Here is an 18,455-nt window from a genome sequence, read left to right as displayed (position 1 = left end):
GGTGCCCGCTGGATATGCGGTGAGATGCGGTCTATCCAGTTTCCAGCCTGCGGGAAGCGTCGACGATGACCGTTTCGAGACGACCTCGAGAGCTAGCTCCGTCAGATGAGACGACGCGTCCTCTACGTCGACGACACTCCGTCGAGCCGTGATGCGCTGAGAGAGTACTGTACACGAGAGCTGCCCGGTGTGGACCTGATCACGGCAGCGACCGCGAGCGAGGGGCTCGAAATCTGTGCCGATCGAACGCTCGATTGCATCGTGAGCGCGTATCAGCTGTCGGGGATGGATGGACTGGAGTTTCTCGAGTACGTCCGTGATACCCATCCCGACCTCCCGTTTATTCTCTTTACCGCCGCGGGATCGGAAACTGTCGCGAGTGAAGCAATCGCTTCCGGTGTCTCCGAATACGTTCAGAAGGGAGGCGACGAACAGTTCGATCTGCTGGCCGCTCGTATCGACGACGCAATCGACCGATACCACTCGCGAACTGGCTACCGAGACCTGTTCGAGGCGATCGGTGACGCGATTATCGTCCACGATCCCGAGACCGGGGACGTCGTCGACGTCAATCGAGCGGTCTGTGAGCACTGGGGGTACTCCCACGAGCAAGCGTGTGAGTGTGCCATCGAAGAGTTGAGTGCAGCCGTCCAGCCAGCGTCGGAACGAACTGCCCGCGAATGGGTCCGCCGAACTGCCGAAGAGGGCCCACAACGTGTCGAGTGGGTGTGTGAAACCAGCGATGGCATGCAGTTCCGAGCCGACGTCCGGCTGAAGCCTGCCACCATCAACGGGCGGGATCGGGTAATCGCGCTCATCCGCGACATCACCGAGGAAAAACACCGCGAACAGGAGTTGAAAGCGTTCCGTGAAGCGGTCGAACACGCTGGGCACTCGATCTACATCACGGATTCTGACGAGGAGATCCTCTACGTGAACCCGGCGTTCGAAGAGGTTACCGGTTATACTGCAGACGAGGCAATCGGTCGTACGCCACGGCTCCTCCAGTCCGGCGAGCACGACGACGAGTTTTACGACCAGCTGTGGGAGACGATCCTCGCTGGCGAAGACTGGCAGAACGAACTGATCAACGAGCGCAAAGACGGGAGCCGCTACGTCGTCAATCAGACCATCGCCCCTATCACGGACGAGATGGGAGAGATCGTTCGCTTCGTCGCCGTCAATGCCGAAATCACCGAGCAAAAGCGTCGTGAGCGCCAGTTGCAGGCACTGTACACGGCGACAACCGAATGGCTGGACGCCGAATCGAAAGACGACGTCTACGAGTTGGTGAGCACCCAGCTGACCGATCTCCTGGAGTTCGACCTGCACGGGTTTTGTCTGTACGACGAGTCGACTCACACGCTGCAGTCAGTCGTCACCTCGGAGCACGCGGATGTTGTACTCGATGACTTCCCCGAGTTCGAGGAAGGCGAAGGAATCGTGTGGACGGTATTCGAATCGGGTAACGCAGAGCGATGTGATGACGTTCGAGAGCACCCGGACGTGTACAATCCCGACACCGAGATACGGAGTGAGCTGGTGCTTCCGCTCGGAGGTCACGGCGTCTTGTTGATCGGGTCGAAAGAGCCCAGCGCGTTCGACGACACCGACGAGACCCTCGCCAAAGTGCTCTCGTCGGCACTTACAGAAGTGCTCAGCCGGATCGAGCGAGAGGGAGAACTCGCGGAACGGAACAGCCGCCTCGAGGAGTTCGCTAACGTCGTTTCACACGATCTGCGAAATCCACTCTCGGTTGCCCGGGGACATCTCGAACTCGCTCGAGATACCGGCGACGAGACACACCTCGAGGAGGTCGAGCAATCTCACGATCGCATGGAGCGAATCATCCAGAATCTGCTCTGGCTAGCGCGTGAAGGGCGCGAAATCGGCGAGACACGTCGGGTCGATCTCGCTTACACCGTCGAGGATGCGTGGAGACACGTCGATACGAAGGAGGCACGGTTGGTCGGGAGCGTCGATCGAACAATCGAGGCCGATCCAGACCGACTCCAGCAACTGTTCGAGAACCTGTTTCGGAACGCGATTCAACACGGTGGATCGGACGTCACCGTTGATGTCGGTGTGCTGGACGATGGGTTCTACGTCGAGGACGACGGCCCAGGAATTCCGGAAGCGACACGAGAGCACGTGTTCGAAGCCGGCTATTCGTCGTCACCGGACGGAACCGGCTACGGACTTTCGATCGTTCAGACGATCGCCGAGGCACACGGCTGGAATCTCGACATAACTGATGGAACTGCTGGTGGTGTCCGATTCGAGTTCTCAGGTGTTGGGTTCGGTGGGGAGGCCAGAACTGAATACTGACGGTGATCGTGGGAGAGCGTCTCCTGTCGTTCGTGGCTGTACAGGCATACAGTGAGTGGTATCTGTGGCAAGCTGGTGGGGGAAACAGAATGTCTTTAGTTCGAACGTAAGTATTCGAACTCGTGACTGTAGAACAGTATCGTGAGCGACTCTATCAGACGTTTTTTGATTCGAACCGTGAACTCGAACCCGCCATCGAGGCGGCACTCCGGCTCGGCTGTGAATATTTGGAGCTTCCGATCGGTTTTCTCACGGAGGTCTCCCAGGGCTCACAGACGTTCGTTCACGTCGTGGCTGACCACGAACCGATTGAGGAAGGGGCGAGCTGTCCGCTCGAGAAGGCATACTGTCAACAAACGATAACCGAAGACAGTGCGTTGGCAATAGAGTGTGCATCACAGTCGGAGACGATCACTGATGAGGCAGTACGAACGTTCGGCCTCGAGGCGTATATTGGATCGAAAGTCCTCGTCAGAGACGACGTGTACGGCACCGTTTGCTTTGCTGGCGATACAAAACGCGAGACCAAGTTCGATACTGCAGAGAAAACGTTCGTCGAACTAGTTGCTCGACTGGCTGGGCAACGGATTGAACAAAAACGATACGAACAGGAACTGGAGGCACGGAGTCGCCATCTCGAACGTGAACGGGATCGGTTCAAAGCGATCGCGGATACAACCTCCGACCTCCTCTTTAGATTCGACCTCGAGGGACAGTTCACCTACGTCTCGTCTGCGTCCGAGCGAATTTTGGGTTACGAGCCCGAGGAGATGATCGGTGAGCCGTTTACAACGTTCAACACCGAGCGATCGGCCGAGCGTGCGCTGGCTGCGTTCGAATCTCTTCTCGAGGGAGACGATATCGACGCTGTCGAACTCGAACTAACCACGGCAACGGGCGAGACGGTCGTGCTCGAAGTCAATGGGACTCCAGAAACGGAAGGTGGAGAAATCGTCGGTGTACATGGTGTTGGACGTGACATTACCCAACAGAAGAGCTCCCAACGCGAGCTCGAACTCAAAAACAAAGCGATCGACGAGGCACACGTCGGGATCACCATCGCCGATGCCCAGCAGCCGGGAAATCCGATCGTGTATGCGAACCGAGGATTCGAGCAAATAACGGGCTACGATCCCGCCGACGTAACTGGTCGGAGTTATCGCTTTCTGCAGGGTGAACAAACCGATCCCACAGTGGTGACGGAGCTACGAGAGAGCATCGAAGCGTGTGAGCCAACCGTCGTGGAACTCGTAAATTACCGCAAGGACGGAGTTCCGTTTTGGAACGAGGTTCGGGTTGCGCCGGTCAAAAACGAGGCGGGAGATGTGACACATTTCCTCGGCATTCAGAACGACGTTACTGGTCGGAGACGGCAAGAGCACCTGGTCAGAGTACTCAATCGAGTGCTTCGTCACAACCTTCGCAACGACATGCAGGTGATTACCGGTCTCACTCGCCTCCTCGAAACCGATGACGATACGACGCCCGCCGAAATCGGAAACGACATTCGAAACGTCGGCGAGGAGTCGATCGAACTCGGCGAACGCGCACGAGAACTGGAAGACGCAGCTTCACGGGACGTGAAACCGTCACGACTCGATCCAGACTCGTTGCTGGCAAAGATCGTCTCATCGTATCGGGAGCAATTCCCACGCGTCGTCATCGACACGGACGTGCACACTGAGAAGGATATCTGTGCTGGTAGTGAAATCACCAGTGCAGTTTCGGAGCTCGTGGAGAATGCAGTAAAGCACAACACTTCCCGGGAGCCTCGCGTCGAAATCGAACTCGTCGCCGATGACGAGTGGATTATCCTGTCCGTCGAGGACAACGGGCCTGGCATCGACGAAATGGAAGCCGACGTGATTTCCCACGGCGAAGAACACGATCTAGAACACGGATCCGGCCTCGGACTCTGGTTGGTGAATTGGTGTGTGACTCGATACGGGGGCTCGTTCGAGGTTCATCCGAAGGACGGTACTGGTTCCTGTGCGACTATTCGTCTGCCAGCGATAGAGGCAGACCAGACGGTTGCGGATGCATCGAAGCGACCGACTGTTTTGTTCTGGTAGGACCAACTTCAAATACATCCGATCACCTACCCAGTATGATATTTTGTTTGTTACTCTCGAAGTGATTCCGGTCCGTTCCGTGGTGGTACCGGCTGTCCCCGCGGTCGGGAAGTGGATCGATCGCGGACGGGTTGCCGTCGGTCGCCGCCGATGTGAACGCCGGACCGCCCCTCGAGAACGCTGTCGCCGTCGATTTATCTTGGCATGCTGACGGATGGGGAACGTTTGGACGGATCTGTGAGAACCCTCTTTCAATACCTCGGTCATGCTTCGAGTGCAATGATCCGGAACAAACTACCCGCAGTCGCACTTGCATTGGTGCTCGTGATTGCCGCCGTTGGACCCGCTGCGGCGGCCGGCGAGGCGACCGCCGAGGAATCGATGACGGTCACGATCGAAACGACCGAAGAGCAGACGCTGGCAACGATCGAACGGTCCGGCTCGGCCGCCACCGGTGCGGATGTCACCGTTTCCGCGGTCGGTAACGGAAGCGCTGAAGCGGCCGGAACGTACGAGTCCGACGCCGAAGGGACCGTCGTCCTGCCGACCCCCGACGTCGACGAGACGGTCGCGTTCGAGATCGAGACCGACGATGCCGCCGTCTCGGGCGTCGTGACGCTGTCCGCCTACCACGGCGAGGAGCGTACGATCACCATCGAACTCGAGAGCGAAGGCTCCGCCTCGAGCGAGGCAGGGAACGACGACGATGAGGCATCCGACGACGCTGACGAGTCCGACGAATCGGAGAGCGACGACGCCGATGAGTCGGGAAGTGACGACGTCGATGAGTCCGAAGACGAGACCGAAGCAGACGAGTCGGAGAACGACGACAACGGCGACTCCGACGAATCACAGGCCGACGAGGTCGACGAAGACGGTGGCTTCGCCGCCTGGATCGCCTCGACGTTCCAGAGCACGGTCAGCGTCTTCACCTCGAGCGGATCGGCTGAGGCGGACGCCGAAAGCAGCGCATCTGTCGAGTCGGGTGCCGACGAGGCTAGCGACGGGGCTTCCGACGATGACGAGGACCGAAGTGACGACGGATCCTCGGCCGAAGCCGGTGGCTCCTCGAGCGCAGACGTCGATGTAGACGTCGACGACGGAGTCAGTACGGAAGCCGAGAGCGAAACCAGCGTCGAGGTCAGCACCGGCGACGCAGACGAAGACGAGAGAGACAGTGACGAAGGCGCTGATGACGGATCCTCGGCTGAAGCCAGCGGCTCCTCGAGCGTCGACGTAAGCGGCGAGTCCGACGGCGACGGAGTTGACGTCGACTCCGAGACCGAAAGCGAGGGTAACCTCGAGGTTGGTAGCGACGATGGTGCCGACGAGGACGAGAACGACGAGGACGCGTCGGCGACGAGCGAGACCGAGGGAGAGACTTGGACCCACACGAGCGGGTGACGCCCCCACACTCACCCCGAATCGTGGGATCGACCCGCTCCGTATGAACTGTTATCCCTGTCACTCGACGAACTTCTCACTTCGATTTTGGTCTACGTGTTACTGATTCGTCCAAAAACGACTTTCCGTTGGAACGCAATTTCCCCTCACGAGGAAGAACATCGGGTGAAACGAATGCGAGTAACCCAAACACTCGTTATTGCATCAGTTATTTGCCTTCTCTTCGCCGCTCCAGCGAGTACGTTCGGAGCGCAGGCGGGCGTCGCGTCGCTCGAGACGAGTGACGTCACTGACGAGGACGACACGGTCGCGACGGACGACGGTGATATCGACGATACAGACACTGACGACACGGATACCGACGGAGATACGGACGACTTCGATACCGAGATCGGCAGTGATACGGACGACTTCGATACCGAGGCCGGTTCCGACGATACCGATAGTGGAACGGACGACGTAGATACTGACTCCGACGATGTCGACACTGACGCTGATACGGACGGTGACACCGACGCTGGTACGGATACCGTCACAAACGGCGACACTGACGACAGTAATTCCGACACCACGGATGCGGGAGACACCGATACGGCCGCCGGTGATACGGACGACACGGATACCGACTCCTCCGGGACGACGGATGCAGCCGCTACCGACGGTTCGGGTCTCGACCCCATCGATTCGACGATTGACGACGACTCCGATTCGATAGCGACCAGTGAGAGCGACGACGTCGACGAGACGATCGGGGCACTCGAGGCCGACCTCGAGGCGATTCTCTCGAACGAGAGTGCGAACCGAACCGCCGAAGAACTCGAGACCGACCTCGAGCAGATCCTTTCGAGCGAGAGTACGAACGAAACCGACGAGGCGATTCGGACGGCGGTCGACGAGTTGCTTTCGGAGGTGGATCGAGTCGACGTTTCGGGGACGCTCTCGGAGGGCGATCGTGTCAACGTCTCGATCGAGGGGTCGATTTCGGCGAACGGATCGATTGAACACCCGTCGTCCGTGGACGCCGAACTGAACGCCACGACGAGTGCCGACGCCGACAGCGAACGACTGGAATCCACTGCATCCAAACGGACGGATACCGCCGACGAGTCGACGGACTGGACGGCGTCCGAACCGAGCGACGACGACTCTGGGGGCGGATCAGTTCCCAGCTCTGGCGCCGGTGCTGGCGTCGCGATCGGTGCCGGAGCAGCGGGCGCTGCCCTCGTGGCTCGACGAGTGGGGACGACTGCACTCCTTTCGGCGGGCTCGGTCGGCGGTGGGGGTGGATCACTGCTCTCGACGGCGACGGCGGTGCTTCGTGAGTGGGCGACGCGACTGTTCGCCCTGCTTGGCTATCAACGGTTCAGCGACGACGATCCCCTCGAGCACGAGACGCGTTCGGCGATCTACGACCACGTTCGGGACTCTCCTGGCACGTATCTCGCGGAAATTGGCGAGGAGACGGACGTCCCGATGCAGACCGCGCGATACCACCTCAGAATTCTCGAGTTCGAGAATCTGATCTCGCGAAAGAACATCCGGGGCCGTCGCCGCTACTTCCCGATCGGATCCGAGTCGGACGAACTCGACGCCGCGCTCAACGACGAGCCGACGGCCGCCGTCCTCCATGCGTTGGCTACCGAAGGGCCAGATTCGGTTAGCGGTCTGGCAGAGACGCTCGATCGTGATCCGAGCACCGTGACTCACCACCTCGAGCGTCTCGAGGAGGACGGTCTCGTCGAACGCGAACGGGATGGGCGTTCGGTCGTCAATCGACTGGCCGTAGACGTCGAGGGGATGCTGGCCGGCGATGAGGGTGTGGAGACACCGTCCGGTCCCGGTTCCGGTCCCGTTGGGCCCGATGTGACCGCCGGCGAGGGTGCTGATTGATCCGGGACGATCTCGTCGGAGTGTGGTCGCGACGAGGGGTCGTCCCGATGCAAAACGATATCGAAATCTATTAACTCGGCGTGTGGCGATGGGTGGCAATGAAACGGGTCTTCGAACTCGAGTCCGTCGGGATCTGTGACCGGATCGTCGTCGAAGTCGCGAAACTCGAGGGCGTCGACCCCATCGTGCTCCCGCCGCTTTACCGGACGATCGATCCCGATGCACTGTCGTCGGTCTTCGCGGAGACGCGACGCGGAACCGACCGGAGTGGCCGGGTCGCGTTTCGGTACGCGGGATACGACGTCACGGTCGAGTTCGGAACCACGGCCGTCGTGACGATCGAATAGCTCGGGGTTCTCACCGACGGACCGACCCGCGTCTCCCTGGAAACGCTTAGGGAGATGGCGTTCGCAGTACGACTCGTGAGCGAAAATCGCGTCGTTCAGGGTCGAATGGTTACCGCAGAGACGCTCGCCGAACTGATCGAGGGTGAGCCGGTGATGGAGGCCGAATCGATCTCGGAAGCCGACCGCGACTGCCCGGATTGCGGCGGTGACGTTCTATCGGTGGGGTACATGCCCTCGGTCACCGCCTTCGTCGTCGGCCAGAAGTGCCAGGACTGTTCGTGGAGCGACACCGATCGAGACTGATCTACCGGCTACCAGACGAGCCACTCGCAGACGAGGACGACCGCGGCGAGAAAGACGTGTTCGCCGTCGACGACGAACCCGTAGAACAGCGGCCCGCGATCCGGTGTCGCGAACGGAACGTAACAGAGGACATAGCCGTTCATCGCGAGAACGACGAGGTACCGACTCGAGAGCACACTCGCCGCGACGAGGGCGAGGACTGCCGCGGCGACGACGACGGTTGCGGCCGCCGAGAGGAGACGTGTTCGACGGGGACCGACCGTGTTGGGGACGGTTGCGATCCCCTCCGCGCGGTCGCCCGCGATGTCTTTGACGTCGAAGACGACCGCCGCGATGGTGATCATCACGCCGACGTACCCGGCGAGAAAGAGGATCTCGACGCTCGGGAGCTGCCCGTAGTAGTAGCCGACGCCGAGCGGGATCACCGCCCAAGCGAATCCGACAAAACAGTTCTTGACGAGGAAGACGCGTTTGATGCCGACCGAGTAGGCGACTGCTACCGCGGCCGGGAGGAGCAAGTACACCGCACCGGATATTCCGAGGACGACGGCGACCGCGATCGCACCGACGTAGAGAACCGACCCGACCGCGAGCCAGAGCCGACCGTACCGTTTCGTAAACGATGCACGCGCCGGAACGTTTCGTTCGTCTTCCTCGAGATCGGTGATTCGGTTGATGCTGTAGACGAACATCGTCGCGGCGAAGACGATAAACAGCGGGAAGGGATCGAACGGCAGGTCCGTGAGCGAGACCGTCGTAATCGCGACGCTGACTGTCGCGAGCGAGATGAAGACGTTCGTATGGACCAGCGTGCGGAGTACGGTCCGTATCGACGATGGCCACCGCGACCGAGGTCCACCATTTGGCGTTGTCACGTCGGTTCTGTCCGTGGTCGGTTCCGTTCGATCACGTAGTACCCTCCCAAGCGTCGGCTGCCGGGCCGAACTCGGTGGCGTGAGTCGGTTCGACCTCGCAGTGCAGGCTTGGAACGCCACTAGCGGCTGAACGGACTTGGCAATTATGTTGTCCCTGCGCCGGACTCTTTACCGCGGACCACGAATTATCGACAAGATGGTAACGATCGATCTGACGTCCAGCCAGCGAGCGATCCTCACCGCGCTGGTCAACGATTATCAGGGTGAGGGGTCTCCCGTGCCGGCGAAGACGATCGCCGAGACGGTCGATCGCGAACCGCGAACCGTCCGCAATCAGATGTCGAGTCTGAACTCGCTCGGACTCGTCGAGGGAGTTCCCGGCCCACACGGCGGGTACGAGCCGACCGACGCGGCCTACGATATCCTCGATCGACGTCCGGTCGACGACCCCGAAACGGCGGTTCTCGCGCGCGAGTTCGACCGAGTCGATGCGGTCGTCGACGGTATCACGTTTACGAACGTCCATCACCCGGAGCTCTGTCGAGCGAGAATTCGATTTCAGGAGTCGGTTCAGACGCTCGGGGAGGGTGATGCGATCGCGATCGGAGCGATACCCCACGTCGGTCTGTTGATCGCCGGCGAAATCGAGGCAGTCGAACCGTCTCGAAACCACGTCTTGCTCAACGTTGCGCGACTCGAGACCCCCGGTTCGTAGCCAGCCGCGCTTGTGCTTCGGACCGTCTTCGGTTCTATACGGTTCTCGTCTGCGTTTATCGTGTTTCTGTGCCGAATCGAGAGACAGCGACGACAGACGGGGAACAGAACCCGTCGGTTAGCGACGATACTCCCTATCGGATTCGGCCGGGAGATACCGATGAGTCCGGACGACTGGGCGCGTTTGTCCCGTCGACGTTGAAATACTGTTTGGAACCGCCCGAATAGTCGTGATTGTTCGCACAGATGTCGGTATCGGAGTTGAGACTCGGCGGCTGAATCGGAAAGCGAGTGGAAACTAACAGGATTTAAGCAAGGTGGGAACCGCCGTTCGAATGGCTATGAAACTCCACGAATATCAGGCGAAAGATGTCTTCGCCGACGCCGGGATTCCGACGCCGGCGTCAGCACTCGCCTCCGACGTCGACGGCGTCGTCGCCGCGGCCGAGGAAATCGGGTATCCAGTCGCGATCAAAGCGCAAGTACAGGTCGGCGGCCGTGGGAAGGCCGGCGGCATCGAACTCGTCGACGACGAAGACGAAGCACGCGAGGCGGCCGACACCATCCTCGGGATGGATCTCAAGGGCTATCACGTCGGACAGGTCCTCGTCGAGGAAGCGGTCGACTTCACCGACGAACTCTACGTGGGGATCACGATGGACCGCGGCGCGGGGAAACCCGTGGCGATGGTCTCGACCAAAGGTGGCGTCGACATCGAGGAGGTCGCCGAGGAAGATCCTGACGCGATCGCACAGGAACACATCGACCCGTCCTTCGGCATGCATCCCTACCAGGCGCGGAAAGCCGTCTACGATGCCGGCGTCGACAGCGCCGTCGCTCGTGACGTCTCGAGCGTGCTCACCACGCTCTACGATCTCTGGACGAGCCGCGACGGCTCCGACGCCGAGATCAACCCGCTGATGGTCACCGACGACGATGAGGTCATCGCGGCCGACGCCGTGATGAACATCGACGAAGACGCGCTGTTCCGCCAGCCCGAGTTAGCGGAAATGGAAGAGGAGGCCGCGAGCGGCGACGAACTCGAGCAGAAAGCCGACGAGTACGACTTCGACTACGTTCGCCTCGAGGGGAACACGGGTATCATCGGTAACGGTGCGGGACTCGTCATGACGACGCTCGACCTCGTCGACCACTACGGCGGCGAACCCGCGAACTTCTTGGACGTCGGTGGCGGCGCGAAAGCGGACCGAATCGCGAACGCGCTCGATATGGTGTTCTCGGATGACAACGTGGATAGCGTCGTCTTCAACATCTTCGGCGGCATCACCCGCGGCGACGAGGTCGCCAAGGGGATCAACGAGGCACTCGAGCAGTTCGACGAGATTCCGAAGCCGGTCGTCGTCCGCCTCGCTGGGACGAACTGGGAAGAAGGGATGGAGATTCTCAACGAGGACCTCGTGACGGTCGAACAGACCCTCGAGGATGCAGTTCAGCGTGCCGTCGAGTACGCTGCGGAGGTGGAAGCATGAGTGTGTTAGTCGACGACGAGACGCGCGTCGTGGTACAGGGTATCACCGGCGGGGAAGGCAAGTTCCACGCCGAACAGATGATCGAGTACGGCACCAACGTCGTGGCCGGCGCGGTCCCCGGCAAGGGCGGGCAGGAAGCCGCCGGCGTTCCGGTGTACGACACCGTCGACGAGGCCGTCGAAGCGGAGGACGCCGACACTTCCGTCATCTTCGTCCCGCCGGCGTTTGCAGGCGACGCCATCTTCGAGGCACTCGACACCGACCTCGAGCTGGCGGTCGCGATCACGGAGGGTATTCCAACCCAGGACATGGCTCGGGTGAACAAACGTCTCACCGAGACCGACACGCGACTCATCGGCCCGAACTGTCCCGGGCTCATCACGCCCGGCGAGGCGAAACTCGGCATTCTCCCCGGCAACATCTTCGCCGACGGCAACGTCGGGCTGGTCTCCCGTTCGGGGACGCTGACCTATCAGGTCGTCGACAATCTCACCAATCGCGGCATCGGCCAGACGACCGCGATCGGTATCGGCGGCGACCCGATCATCGGCACCGACTTCGTCGACGCCCTCGAGTTGTTCGAAAACGACGACGAGACCGAAGCCATCGTCATGTGCGGTGAGATCGGCGGCGAAGACGAAGAGGAAGCGGCCGCGTTCATCGACGAACACGTCGACACGCCCGTCGCTGGCTTCATCGCCGGCCGAACCGCGCCGCCGGGCAAGCGTATGGGTCACGCCGGTGCGATCGTCTCCGGCTCCGGGACCGGCACCGCAGAGAGCAAGATTTCGGCGCTCAACGACGCTGGCGTCCCCGTCGGTGACACTCCCGAGGAGGTCGCCGACCACATCGAAGAGTTCCTCTCGTAGACGCCCGACGACGCTCGTGTTCTTCTTTCACGCCGTCGACGTCCGATCGATCCCAGTCGGTAGGCTCTCTCGGTACTCGAGTCTGGTTTTTGGTGGCTACGATGGAGTGTCAACGACGTTCACGAGAGGGATTCGAGCAGGGTCGGGGCGGCCCCGTCGTCCATGACCGGTGGGGCCTAAAAGAGGCTCGCGAGCTTCGCGCGGAGTCGACCGAAAAAGCCCGTCGGGACGTCGTTTGCGCCCTCCGGCGAGTCGGATTCGGTACTGGGCTCGCTGGTCGAGTCGCCATCCGATTCGTCCGTCTCCGTCGGGTCGGCGTTGACTTCCGATCTGGTGGATCTGGTTGTCTCCTCGGGGTCGCTGTCCGCGAACCCGATCCCTTCGGGTTCGATGTCCGAAAACTCCGGCTCGGCGGGTTCGATTTCACCCAGATCGGGCTCGTCCGGTTCGTCTTCCGACTCGTCGGCTGCGAACGGGCTCGACTCGCTCGAGTCCGTCGAGGCATCGTCAGAACTGATCGCTCGATCGCCCTCATCGGGTCTGGCGTTCGTCTCGAGGACCGACCGCTGGGTCTCGGTTGCGGGCTCGTCGTTCGAGTCCGTGGACTCGGTCGCACCTGCGGCGTCTTCGGCCACGTCGCCCTCGGCTGTCGACTCCGCCGATCGGTCGTCGGTCGAAGGGGGTGCGTCCGACGGGGAGTCGTCCGAGTCGTTCACGCCGGCGGAGTCGCCGGCGTCGATCCAGAGGAACTCCTCACCTTTCGTTCGCTCGGTCAACAGGAGGTTCGTCAACGCCTCCTCGTCGGCGAGCAACTCGTCGTCGACCTCCGGCTCGGGTTCGGGTTCGTCCGCGCTCGCGATGATGTCCTCGGGACTCTCGTCGGCGAGCAACTCGTCGGTTCCGGAGCGATCGACTTCGTCTTTGAGCTGTCCGAAGACCGTCGCGGCGGTCTGGTCTTCGACGCCCTGGTCGTCCTCGGACTCGCCGTCTTCGTCTCGGTCGACGTCGGTCTCGAGGGGCTCCTCCGCGATCTCCCCGAACAGTTCGTCGGCGCTCGAGCCGATGTCGAACCCGCCGTCGCCCGGTTTGTTTTCGATCGTACTGTCGGTCATGGACTCGCTCTCTACCACTACATTATCACAGATAATTAAGTTTTGGAATTTTTTCAGTCACGTTACCTGAGAGACGGAGTGTATTAACGTGTCGGCCGATTTCGGATTCTCGACCGAATACTAGTTGACAAACGACCACTTTTCGGCAGTTTCCTGTATCATACGCCGGATACGGGCGTGCAACGATCGGTCGCGGTCGGTCGGTGGCGACGAGCCAGCGATCGGAGTTGGTTTTCGTCATTGCACTCGCGCTCGCGAACCAACGGCCAACTGATCGTTCTAGCCACTCGAGTGTGAGCGGAGCGGGTCGGTTCATCGAGTACTATCTCGAGGCACGCTCGGTCCGAAATGCGGGAACGCGAATTTCCGTCGGCTCGAGACCGATGCTCGGGCGGGGAACACTGTAGTCGTCCATGCGCTCGTCCAGCATCCTCGATTGACGACAAAACATTGGTCGTGTCCCAAGCTCGTCTAGAGTCGTAACTGACTCCTGTGGAAACAGGGTCACCTCTGGTACCTACCCCGAAGTGACCCATGCACGCCACAATCGACGCGCAGTTCACAGTTAGTCTCGACCCAGACAAAACGCTACCGCTTGCCACGCTCGCTGAATCTCTTACCGAGATTCAGCTCGAGGCCACTATCCTCGAGGAGATCGTCAGAAGCCTCGACGAGACGCTCGTCGAGGCGTATTGCGGGGAGAAACACGCGCGCGGAAACGGCGACCGCCGTTTCCAGCGCGCTGGCACCACGACACGAACAGCCGTTACAACTGCTGGAGAACACGAATTCACGCTCCACCACGTCAAAGATACCGCTGCTACTGAGGACGATCCAACCTACTTCCGGCCACTCGAGGATCTCGTCGAATTCGACGGACAACGTATCTATCAAGAGGATGTTTCGCTCCAGAGTACCGACCTCGCTACGTCGCTCAGCTTTCGTGATGCCGTCGCCCACGGCGACGGCTTCACTCCGATGCCTTCGAGAACCACGATCAACCGGCGAGTCCGCGAGTACGGCAGCAAACTCGGTGACTTCGTTCGTGATCGGCTTCCTGGAACGAACGCAGACACTGTCGTTCCTGACGGAACGAAGTGTCATAGCCAGGACGATCACTGCACGTACCACGACGTCAACGTCACCCTCGGACAGACCACCGAGGAAGACACGGAAACGACGCTTCTAGACGTCAATCTCAACGATTCTTGGGATGAAACAGCAGCGACTCTCGAGGAGACCGGGGCGATCACTGACGACGCGACGGTCGTCAGTGACGCCGAGAACGCGCTCGTCGATGCGTTCGAGAATGGTGACCGATCTCACCAGCTTGACCTTGTTCACGTTGGTCGAACGCTCGGGTACAAGCTCTGGCAAGACGATGCGTTTCCGCTCGGAGAGCGGAAAGCGATCGTCTCTGGCGTTACGAATGATCTCTTCCATCTGAAGAACTCTGTCGCATTCCATGCACCGGGGGATGAGCGTTTGGCGATCCGCGAGCGGATCGACCAAACGCTCGAGAACCTTCAGAAAGAAGCCTGGAGGTTAGAGCGCCAAGACTCCCCGAAAGCAGCGGTGTACCTCCGGGAATGGGCGGAAGCAACCGTGACGTTCGCGGAATTCGCGCTTGACCAACAGCAGGTTCCGTGGACATCAAACGTAGTCGAACGAGCGATGGGTGAAGTTTCGAAACGGTGTAAGAATCAATGGATGCGGTGGTCAGAAGCGGGGTTAGAGTCGCTTCTCTGGTTGAATCTGGTGCAGTACGCCGATCCCGAGCAGTTCGCGGCGTTCGCCGACGAACTGCTCGAGCGCTCAGCCAAAACAGCCATCACAATGGAGGTGTCAACTGAAGCTACCAGAGGCGAACTCTAGACGACTTTGGGACGGGACCAAAACATTTACCCGTTTGGCCAGGAGCATCGGTATGCGTCGCCCTCCTCGTCGTGCCTTCCTCACAGCAACCGGTGGAATCGTCCTCGCTGGCTGTTTCGATGCCGATGGTGGTTCTCCCACGGACGACTCCCGTCCGGGCTCCGGTGGCGCAATCGACGACACGGACGTCCCCGAGCCGGAAAACGACGAATACGGTTCCGGCGACGCGGACGACCGTTCGCTTCCGCCTGCGGGAACCGCGCCGGACGGTTATCCCGACTACGGGGTCGACCGACTGGTGGCGTTCGACGAGATCGACCCCGACGAGACGGCGATCTTCCTCGAGCCGTCGGCCGAAACGGTCGAGGAAGGCGATCGGGTTACGTTCGAACTGCACAACCGATCGGCCCACCGGTTCTCCCACAACCCGTATCGGTGGATAGTCCACAAACTCGTTGACGGAGGGTGGTTTTACGTTGGTCCGCGGGAGTTTCCGGAACCGGAGTCCAGGCTCGATCCGGACGAATCGCGGAGTTGGGAACTGAGGATCGAAAACGACGCGGTCGACAACGGCCGTTCGATCGGTAAACCCGGAACGATCGAACGCGACCCGCTCGTGGGTCTCGGCGGTGGGGAGTACGCCTTCGGAACGCGTGGCGGTTTCGTCGGCGACACGTACGACGGGTCCATCGGGTTTTCTGCCCGGTTCGAACTCGAGGCAGACGACCTCGAGCTCACGGCAACCGACGAGCTCACGGACGTCGAGTGGGAGGGCGATACCCTCGTTGCGAATCCGGATCGAGCACGGGATGAGGGCGCGCCTATCGCCTTCGAACTGGTTCGGACGGACGACGACGTGGTTGGAGAGCCGGTGATCACCGAAACGCTTCTGCGGGACGATCGGCTGCGCGACGCCGTCGCGTTATCGCGTGAATACGACGCTGGCCGGGTTCGACTCGAGGAATCAGACGCGAGTTCATACGTCTGGTATGAGGACGGCCACTACGAGTACGAGGGCGAGACGTACGCCGTTTCGACGCGCGATCTCGAGGAGTGATGGGGACTGTTGTCAGTCGGTACCGGTGAAATCACAGGTGGCTCGTGGTTTCGCCGTAAATTGTTCCAACAACCCCCATGAGTGCGCTCTGTCCGGCGATCGACGGTTCGTCCGTCGGGTACGGGAGGATCAACCACTTGACGAGACAGTCCACAACGCCAACAATTGTATCGTCGTCAACGGTACACTCTGACGTGGTTTACGAAACGGGAAACGAGACGGTCGACGCCTGTTCGATCGTTAACGCGAAGGCGGGGAACTGCGCCGAGGGCTGTGGCTTTTGTGCCCAGTCGGTTCACTTCGACACCGGCGTCGACACCCACGGCTTTCTCGGACCGGAGAACATCCTCGAGGCCGGTTCCGACGGCCTTCTCACCGGCGATTATCTCACGACCGGCGGACAGTCCGCGGTAGCGGATCTCGAGGTCGTCGACCGTGCGGGTCTCGAGCCAAACCGGGAGGTGAACGCGTTCGACCCCGACGAGATACGGGCGCGAGGGGCCGCATCCTCGGACGACGATTGACGGATCCCGCCCGCTCGATCGGAACCGTGAAAGTGAAACGGCGGCGATGACTCCGTTTACCCGAATGGAAGACCGCGGGTTTGACCTCGAGGATCGGCTGGCTGACCTCGGGGAAAAACGGAGGCTATCGCCCGCCGACAGGGTCGCCGAACGGGGGTACTTCGCGGAGCCCACCGGCGGCGAACTTCCGGTGCTCGAGTCGGCGGAGGCGCTGGTGTTCGGTTCGAACAACTATTTGGGCCTGACCGACGACCAGCGCGTACAGGACGCAGCCAGACAGGCCGCTGCGACGGTCGGGACCGGTGCCGGTGCGAGTCGACACGTGACCGGTGATACGATGGTCCACCGTGACGTCGAGCGGCTTCTCGCGGAGGCAAACGGCTGCGAACGGGCGCTTGCGTTTCCGTCCGGATACGCGGCGAACGTCGGGACGATTACAGCCCTCGAGCCGGACGTCGTCTTCGCCGACGAGTCCAACCACGCGAGTCTCGTCGACGGCTGTCGGCTCGCGGGCTGTGAGACGATCGTATACGACCACTGTGACGTCGACGACTTGCGATCGAAACTGGTCGAGCGAGTCGAACAGCCCGACGGGGTCGTCACCGATGGCGGCGACGAATCCTGGCTGATTCTTACCGATTCCGTCTTCGCCGCCGACGGCTCGGTCGCACCCCTCGAGACGATCTCTGACCTCGCGACGGAGTTCGGCGCGTGGGTGATGGTCGACGAGGCCCACGCGACGGGCTTGTACGTCGACGGCGGTGGCATCGTCCAGGCAGAGGGTCTCGAGGATCAGGTTCACGTTCAGATGGGTGTCCTCTCGGCGGCGCTGGCCAGCCAGGGTGGGTACATCGCTGGAAGCGACGCACTGATCGAGTACGTACTCGCTCGTGCGCGCCCGTTCGTTCACTCGACGGGGCTAGCACCGCCGGCGGCGGCGGCTGCGAGTGAAGCGTTGCACCTCGCGCGCCACAGCGACGCACGCGAACGACTCTGGGAGAACGTCTCCCACCTGCGAGACGGACTCGAGACGATGGGGTTCTCGGTATCCGGAGAGTCACAGATTCTTCCGGTCACTCTCGCCGACCACGAGGATGCACACGCACTCGTCAGAGAGCTTACCGAGCACGGCATCGTCGTTCCACCGGTGGTTCGACCGCCCACAGGGCCAACGACAGCCGACCGCGCCGACGCACAGTCCGTCGTCCGACTCGTTCCCATGGCAACACACGACCGGGATGACATCGTCGCCTGTCTCGAGACACTCCAGGACGCCAGCGAACGGGTTGGACTCCCCTGATCGAGTCGATCGGGTTCCGTCTGTGATCGGTCGGGACGGATCATAGTGGACCGTGCCAGTCGTCGAACGGCGTTGTACGCTGCTCGAGAGGCTGCTAGTGCGCTCGAGTGCGATCGATGAGTGATCGTTCTTACCGACTACGAACGGTCGCTACGAACGACGTGTCTATCCCGTCGCTGACTCGAATGAAACTGACGGGAACGACATTCTACCCAGCTTATATACTGCAGATATACACGGGATCCATTTCGAAACTGCCCGTGCTTCGGTTGTTGTGCGAGGATGTGGTGGCGTC

14 protein-coding genes and 1 pseudogene are annotated in these 18,455 nt (G+C 61.0%); 13 read left to right on the top strand and 2 right to left on the bottom strand.

The annotated features are described in order from the left end of the window. Window positions 1-105 precede the first annotated feature (105 nt). The 6 genes from FYC77_RS05820 to FYC77_RS05795 all read left to right on the top strand — a co-directional run bounded on the left by FYC77_RS05820 (window position 106) and on the right by FYC77_RS05795 (window position 8,344). On the top strand, window positions 106-2,328 hold the full coding sequence (locus FYC77_RS05820; protein WP_149080564.1) for a PAS domain S-box protein: 2,223 nt from the start codon (window positions 106-108) through the stop codon (window positions 2,326-2,328). Window positions 2,329-2,450: 122 nt separating this feature from the next. Further along, window positions 2,451-4,400, top strand: coding sequence for a PAS domain S-box protein (locus FYC77_RS05815; RefSeq protein ID WP_149080563.1), 1,950 nt, complete (start codon window positions 2,451-2,453; stop codon window positions 4,398-4,400). Window positions 4,401-4,679: 279 nt separating this feature from the next. Next, on the top strand, window positions 4,680-5,804 hold the full coding sequence (locus FYC77_RS05810; protein WP_149080562.1) for a putative sodium/potassium/calcium exchanger: 1,125 nt from the start codon (window positions 4,680-4,682) through the stop codon (window positions 5,802-5,804). A 174-nt stretch (window positions 5,805-5,978) separates the two neighbouring features. Next, complete coding sequence (locus tag FYC77_RS05805; protein WP_149080561.1) at window positions 5,979-7,694, top strand: winged helix-turn-helix transcriptional regulator; 1,716 nt, start codon at window positions 5,979-5,981, stop codon at window positions 7,692-7,694. A gap of 98 nt (window positions 7,695-7,792) precedes the next feature. Continuing rightward, window positions 7,793-8,041: a HalOD1 output domain-containing protein gene (locus FYC77_RS05800; RefSeq protein WP_149080560.1), complete on the top strand. Its 249-nt coding sequence runs from the start codon at window positions 7,793-7,795 to the stop codon at window positions 8,039-8,041. 75 nt (window positions 8,042-8,116) lie between these two features. Next, window positions 8,117-8,344 (top strand): DUF5795 family protein, encoded by a 228-nt coding sequence (locus tag FYC77_RS05795; RefSeq protein WP_149080559.1) that lies wholly within the window; start codon window positions 8,117-8,119, stop codon window positions 8,342-8,344. A gap of 8 nt (window positions 8,345-8,352) precedes the next feature. Here FYC77_RS05795 and FYC77_RS05790 read toward each other — a convergent pair whose 3' ends face one another. Next, window positions 8,353-9,219: a UbiA family prenyltransferase gene (locus FYC77_RS05790; protein WP_238386796.1), complete on the bottom strand. Its 867-nt coding sequence runs from the start codon at window positions 9,217-9,219 to the stop codon at window positions 8,353-8,355. 196 nt (window positions 9,220-9,415) lie between these two features. Here FYC77_RS05790 and FYC77_RS05785 point away from each other — a divergent pair, with 196 nt between their 5' ends. From FYC77_RS05785 to sucD, 3 genes are all read left to right on the top strand, one after another. Continuing rightward, entirely contained in the window at window positions 9,416-9,934 is a 519-nt protein-coding gene (locus FYC77_RS05785) for an Rrf2 family transcriptional regulator (protein WP_149080558.1), read from the top strand. A 340-nt stretch (window positions 9,935-10,274) separates the two neighbouring features. Then, window positions 10,275-11,423, top strand: coding sequence for an ADP-forming succinate--CoA ligase subunit beta (gene sucC, locus FYC77_RS05780; RefSeq protein ID WP_149080557.1), 1,149 nt, complete (start codon window positions 10,275-10,277; stop codon window positions 11,421-11,423). Beyond that, entirely contained in the window at window positions 11,420-12,292 is an 873-nt protein-coding gene (gene sucD, locus FYC77_RS05775) for a succinate--CoA ligase subunit alpha (RefSeq protein WP_149080556.1), read from the top strand. The genes sucC and sucD overlap by 4 nt, the downstream gene beginning before the upstream one ends. 176 nt (window positions 12,293-12,468) lie before the next feature. Here the strand turns inward: sucD and FYC77_RS05770 are convergent, their stop codons facing one another. Continuing rightward, on the bottom strand, window positions 12,469-13,404 hold the full coding sequence (locus tag FYC77_RS05770) for a prolipoprotein diacylglyceryl transferase (RefSeq protein WP_149080555.1): 936 nt from the start codon (window positions 13,402-13,404) through the stop codon (window positions 12,469-12,471). Window positions 13,405-13,938: 534 nt separating this feature from the next. On the opposite strand from FYC77_RS05770, the gene FYC77_RS05765 reads away from it, so the two are divergent. From FYC77_RS05765 to FYC77_RS05750, 4 genes and pseudogenes are all read left to right on the top strand, one after another. Continuing rightward, window positions 13,939-15,279 carry an ISH6 family transposase gene (locus FYC77_RS05765; RefSeq protein ID WP_149080554.1) on the top strand — a complete coding sequence of 447 codons (1,341 nt, stop codon included), beginning with the start codon at window positions 13,939-13,941 and terminating at the stop codon, window positions 15,277-15,279. A 52-nt stretch (window positions 15,280-15,331) separates the two neighbouring features. After that, complete coding sequence (locus FYC77_RS05760) at window positions 15,332-16,336, top strand: hypothetical protein (RefSeq protein ID WP_149080553.1); 1,005 nt, start codon at window positions 15,332-15,334, stop codon at window positions 16,334-16,336. 209 nt (window positions 16,337-16,545) lie between these two features. Then, a pseudogene (locus tag FYC77_RS21000) lies at window positions 16,546-16,692 on the top strand (biotin synthase BioB); the annotation flags it as partial. 232 nt (window positions 16,693-16,924) lie between these two features. Then, window positions 16,925-18,160, top strand: coding sequence for an aminotransferase class I/II-fold pyridoxal phosphate-dependent enzyme (locus FYC77_RS05750; RefSeq protein ID WP_149080552.1), 1,236 nt, complete (start codon window positions 16,925-16,927; stop codon window positions 18,158-18,160). The last annotated feature ends 295 nt before the right edge of the window (window positions 18,161-18,455 follow it).

Origin of the sequence: Natrialba swarupiae (assembly GCF_008245225.1) — an archaeon.
GTDB lineage: Archaea > Halobacteriota > Halobacteria > Halobacteriales > Natrialbaceae > Natrarchaeobius > Natrarchaeobius swarupiae.
The sequence above is the reverse complement of the archived record's forward strand: the minus strand, read 5'-3'. Positions and strand labels throughout refer to the sequence as shown.

Bases quoted from the DNA above. Each gene is read 5' to 3' on its own strand.
- FYC77_RS05820 (WP_149080564.1), top strand. From the start codon at position 106: ATGAGACGACGCGTCCTCTACGTCGACGACACTCCGTCGAGCCGTGAT.
- FYC77_RS05810 (WP_149080562.1), top strand. From the start codon at position 4,680: ATGATCCGGAACAAACTACCCGCAGTCGCACTTGCATTGGTGCTCGTG.
- FYC77_RS05805 (WP_149080561.1), top strand. From the start codon at position 5,979: ATGCGAGTAACCCAAACACTCGTTATTGCATCAGTTATTTGCCTTCTC.
- FYC77_RS05800 (WP_149080560.1), top strand. From the start codon at position 7,793: ATGAAACGGGTCTTCGAACTCGAGTCCGTCGGGATCTGTGACCGGATC.
- FYC77_RS05785 (WP_149080558.1), top strand. From the start codon at position 9,416: ATGGTAACGATCGATCTGACGTCCAGCCAGCGAGCGATCCTCACCGCG.
- sucC (WP_149080557.1), top strand. From the start codon at position 10,275: ATGAAACTCCACGAATATCAGGCGAAAGATGTCTTCGCCGACGCCGGG.
- sucD (WP_149080556.1), top strand. From the start codon at position 11,420: ATGAGTGTGTTAGTCGACGACGAGACGCGCGTCGTGGTACAGGGTATC.
- FYC77_RS05770 (WP_149080555.1), bottom strand. From the start codon at position 13,404: ATGACCGACAGTACGATCGAAAACAAACCGGGCGACGGCGGGTTCGAC.
- FYC77_RS05765 (WP_149080554.1), top strand. From the start codon at position 13,939: ATGCACGCCACAATCGACGCGCAGTTCACAGTTAGTCTCGACCCAGAC.
- FYC77_RS05760 (WP_149080553.1), top strand. From the start codon at position 15,332: ATGCGTCGCCCTCCTCGTCGTGCCTTCCTCACAGCAACCGGTGGAATC.
- FYC77_RS05750 (WP_149080552.1), top strand. From the start codon at position 16,925: ATGGAAGACCGCGGGTTTGACCTCGAGGATCGGCTGGCTGACCTCGGG.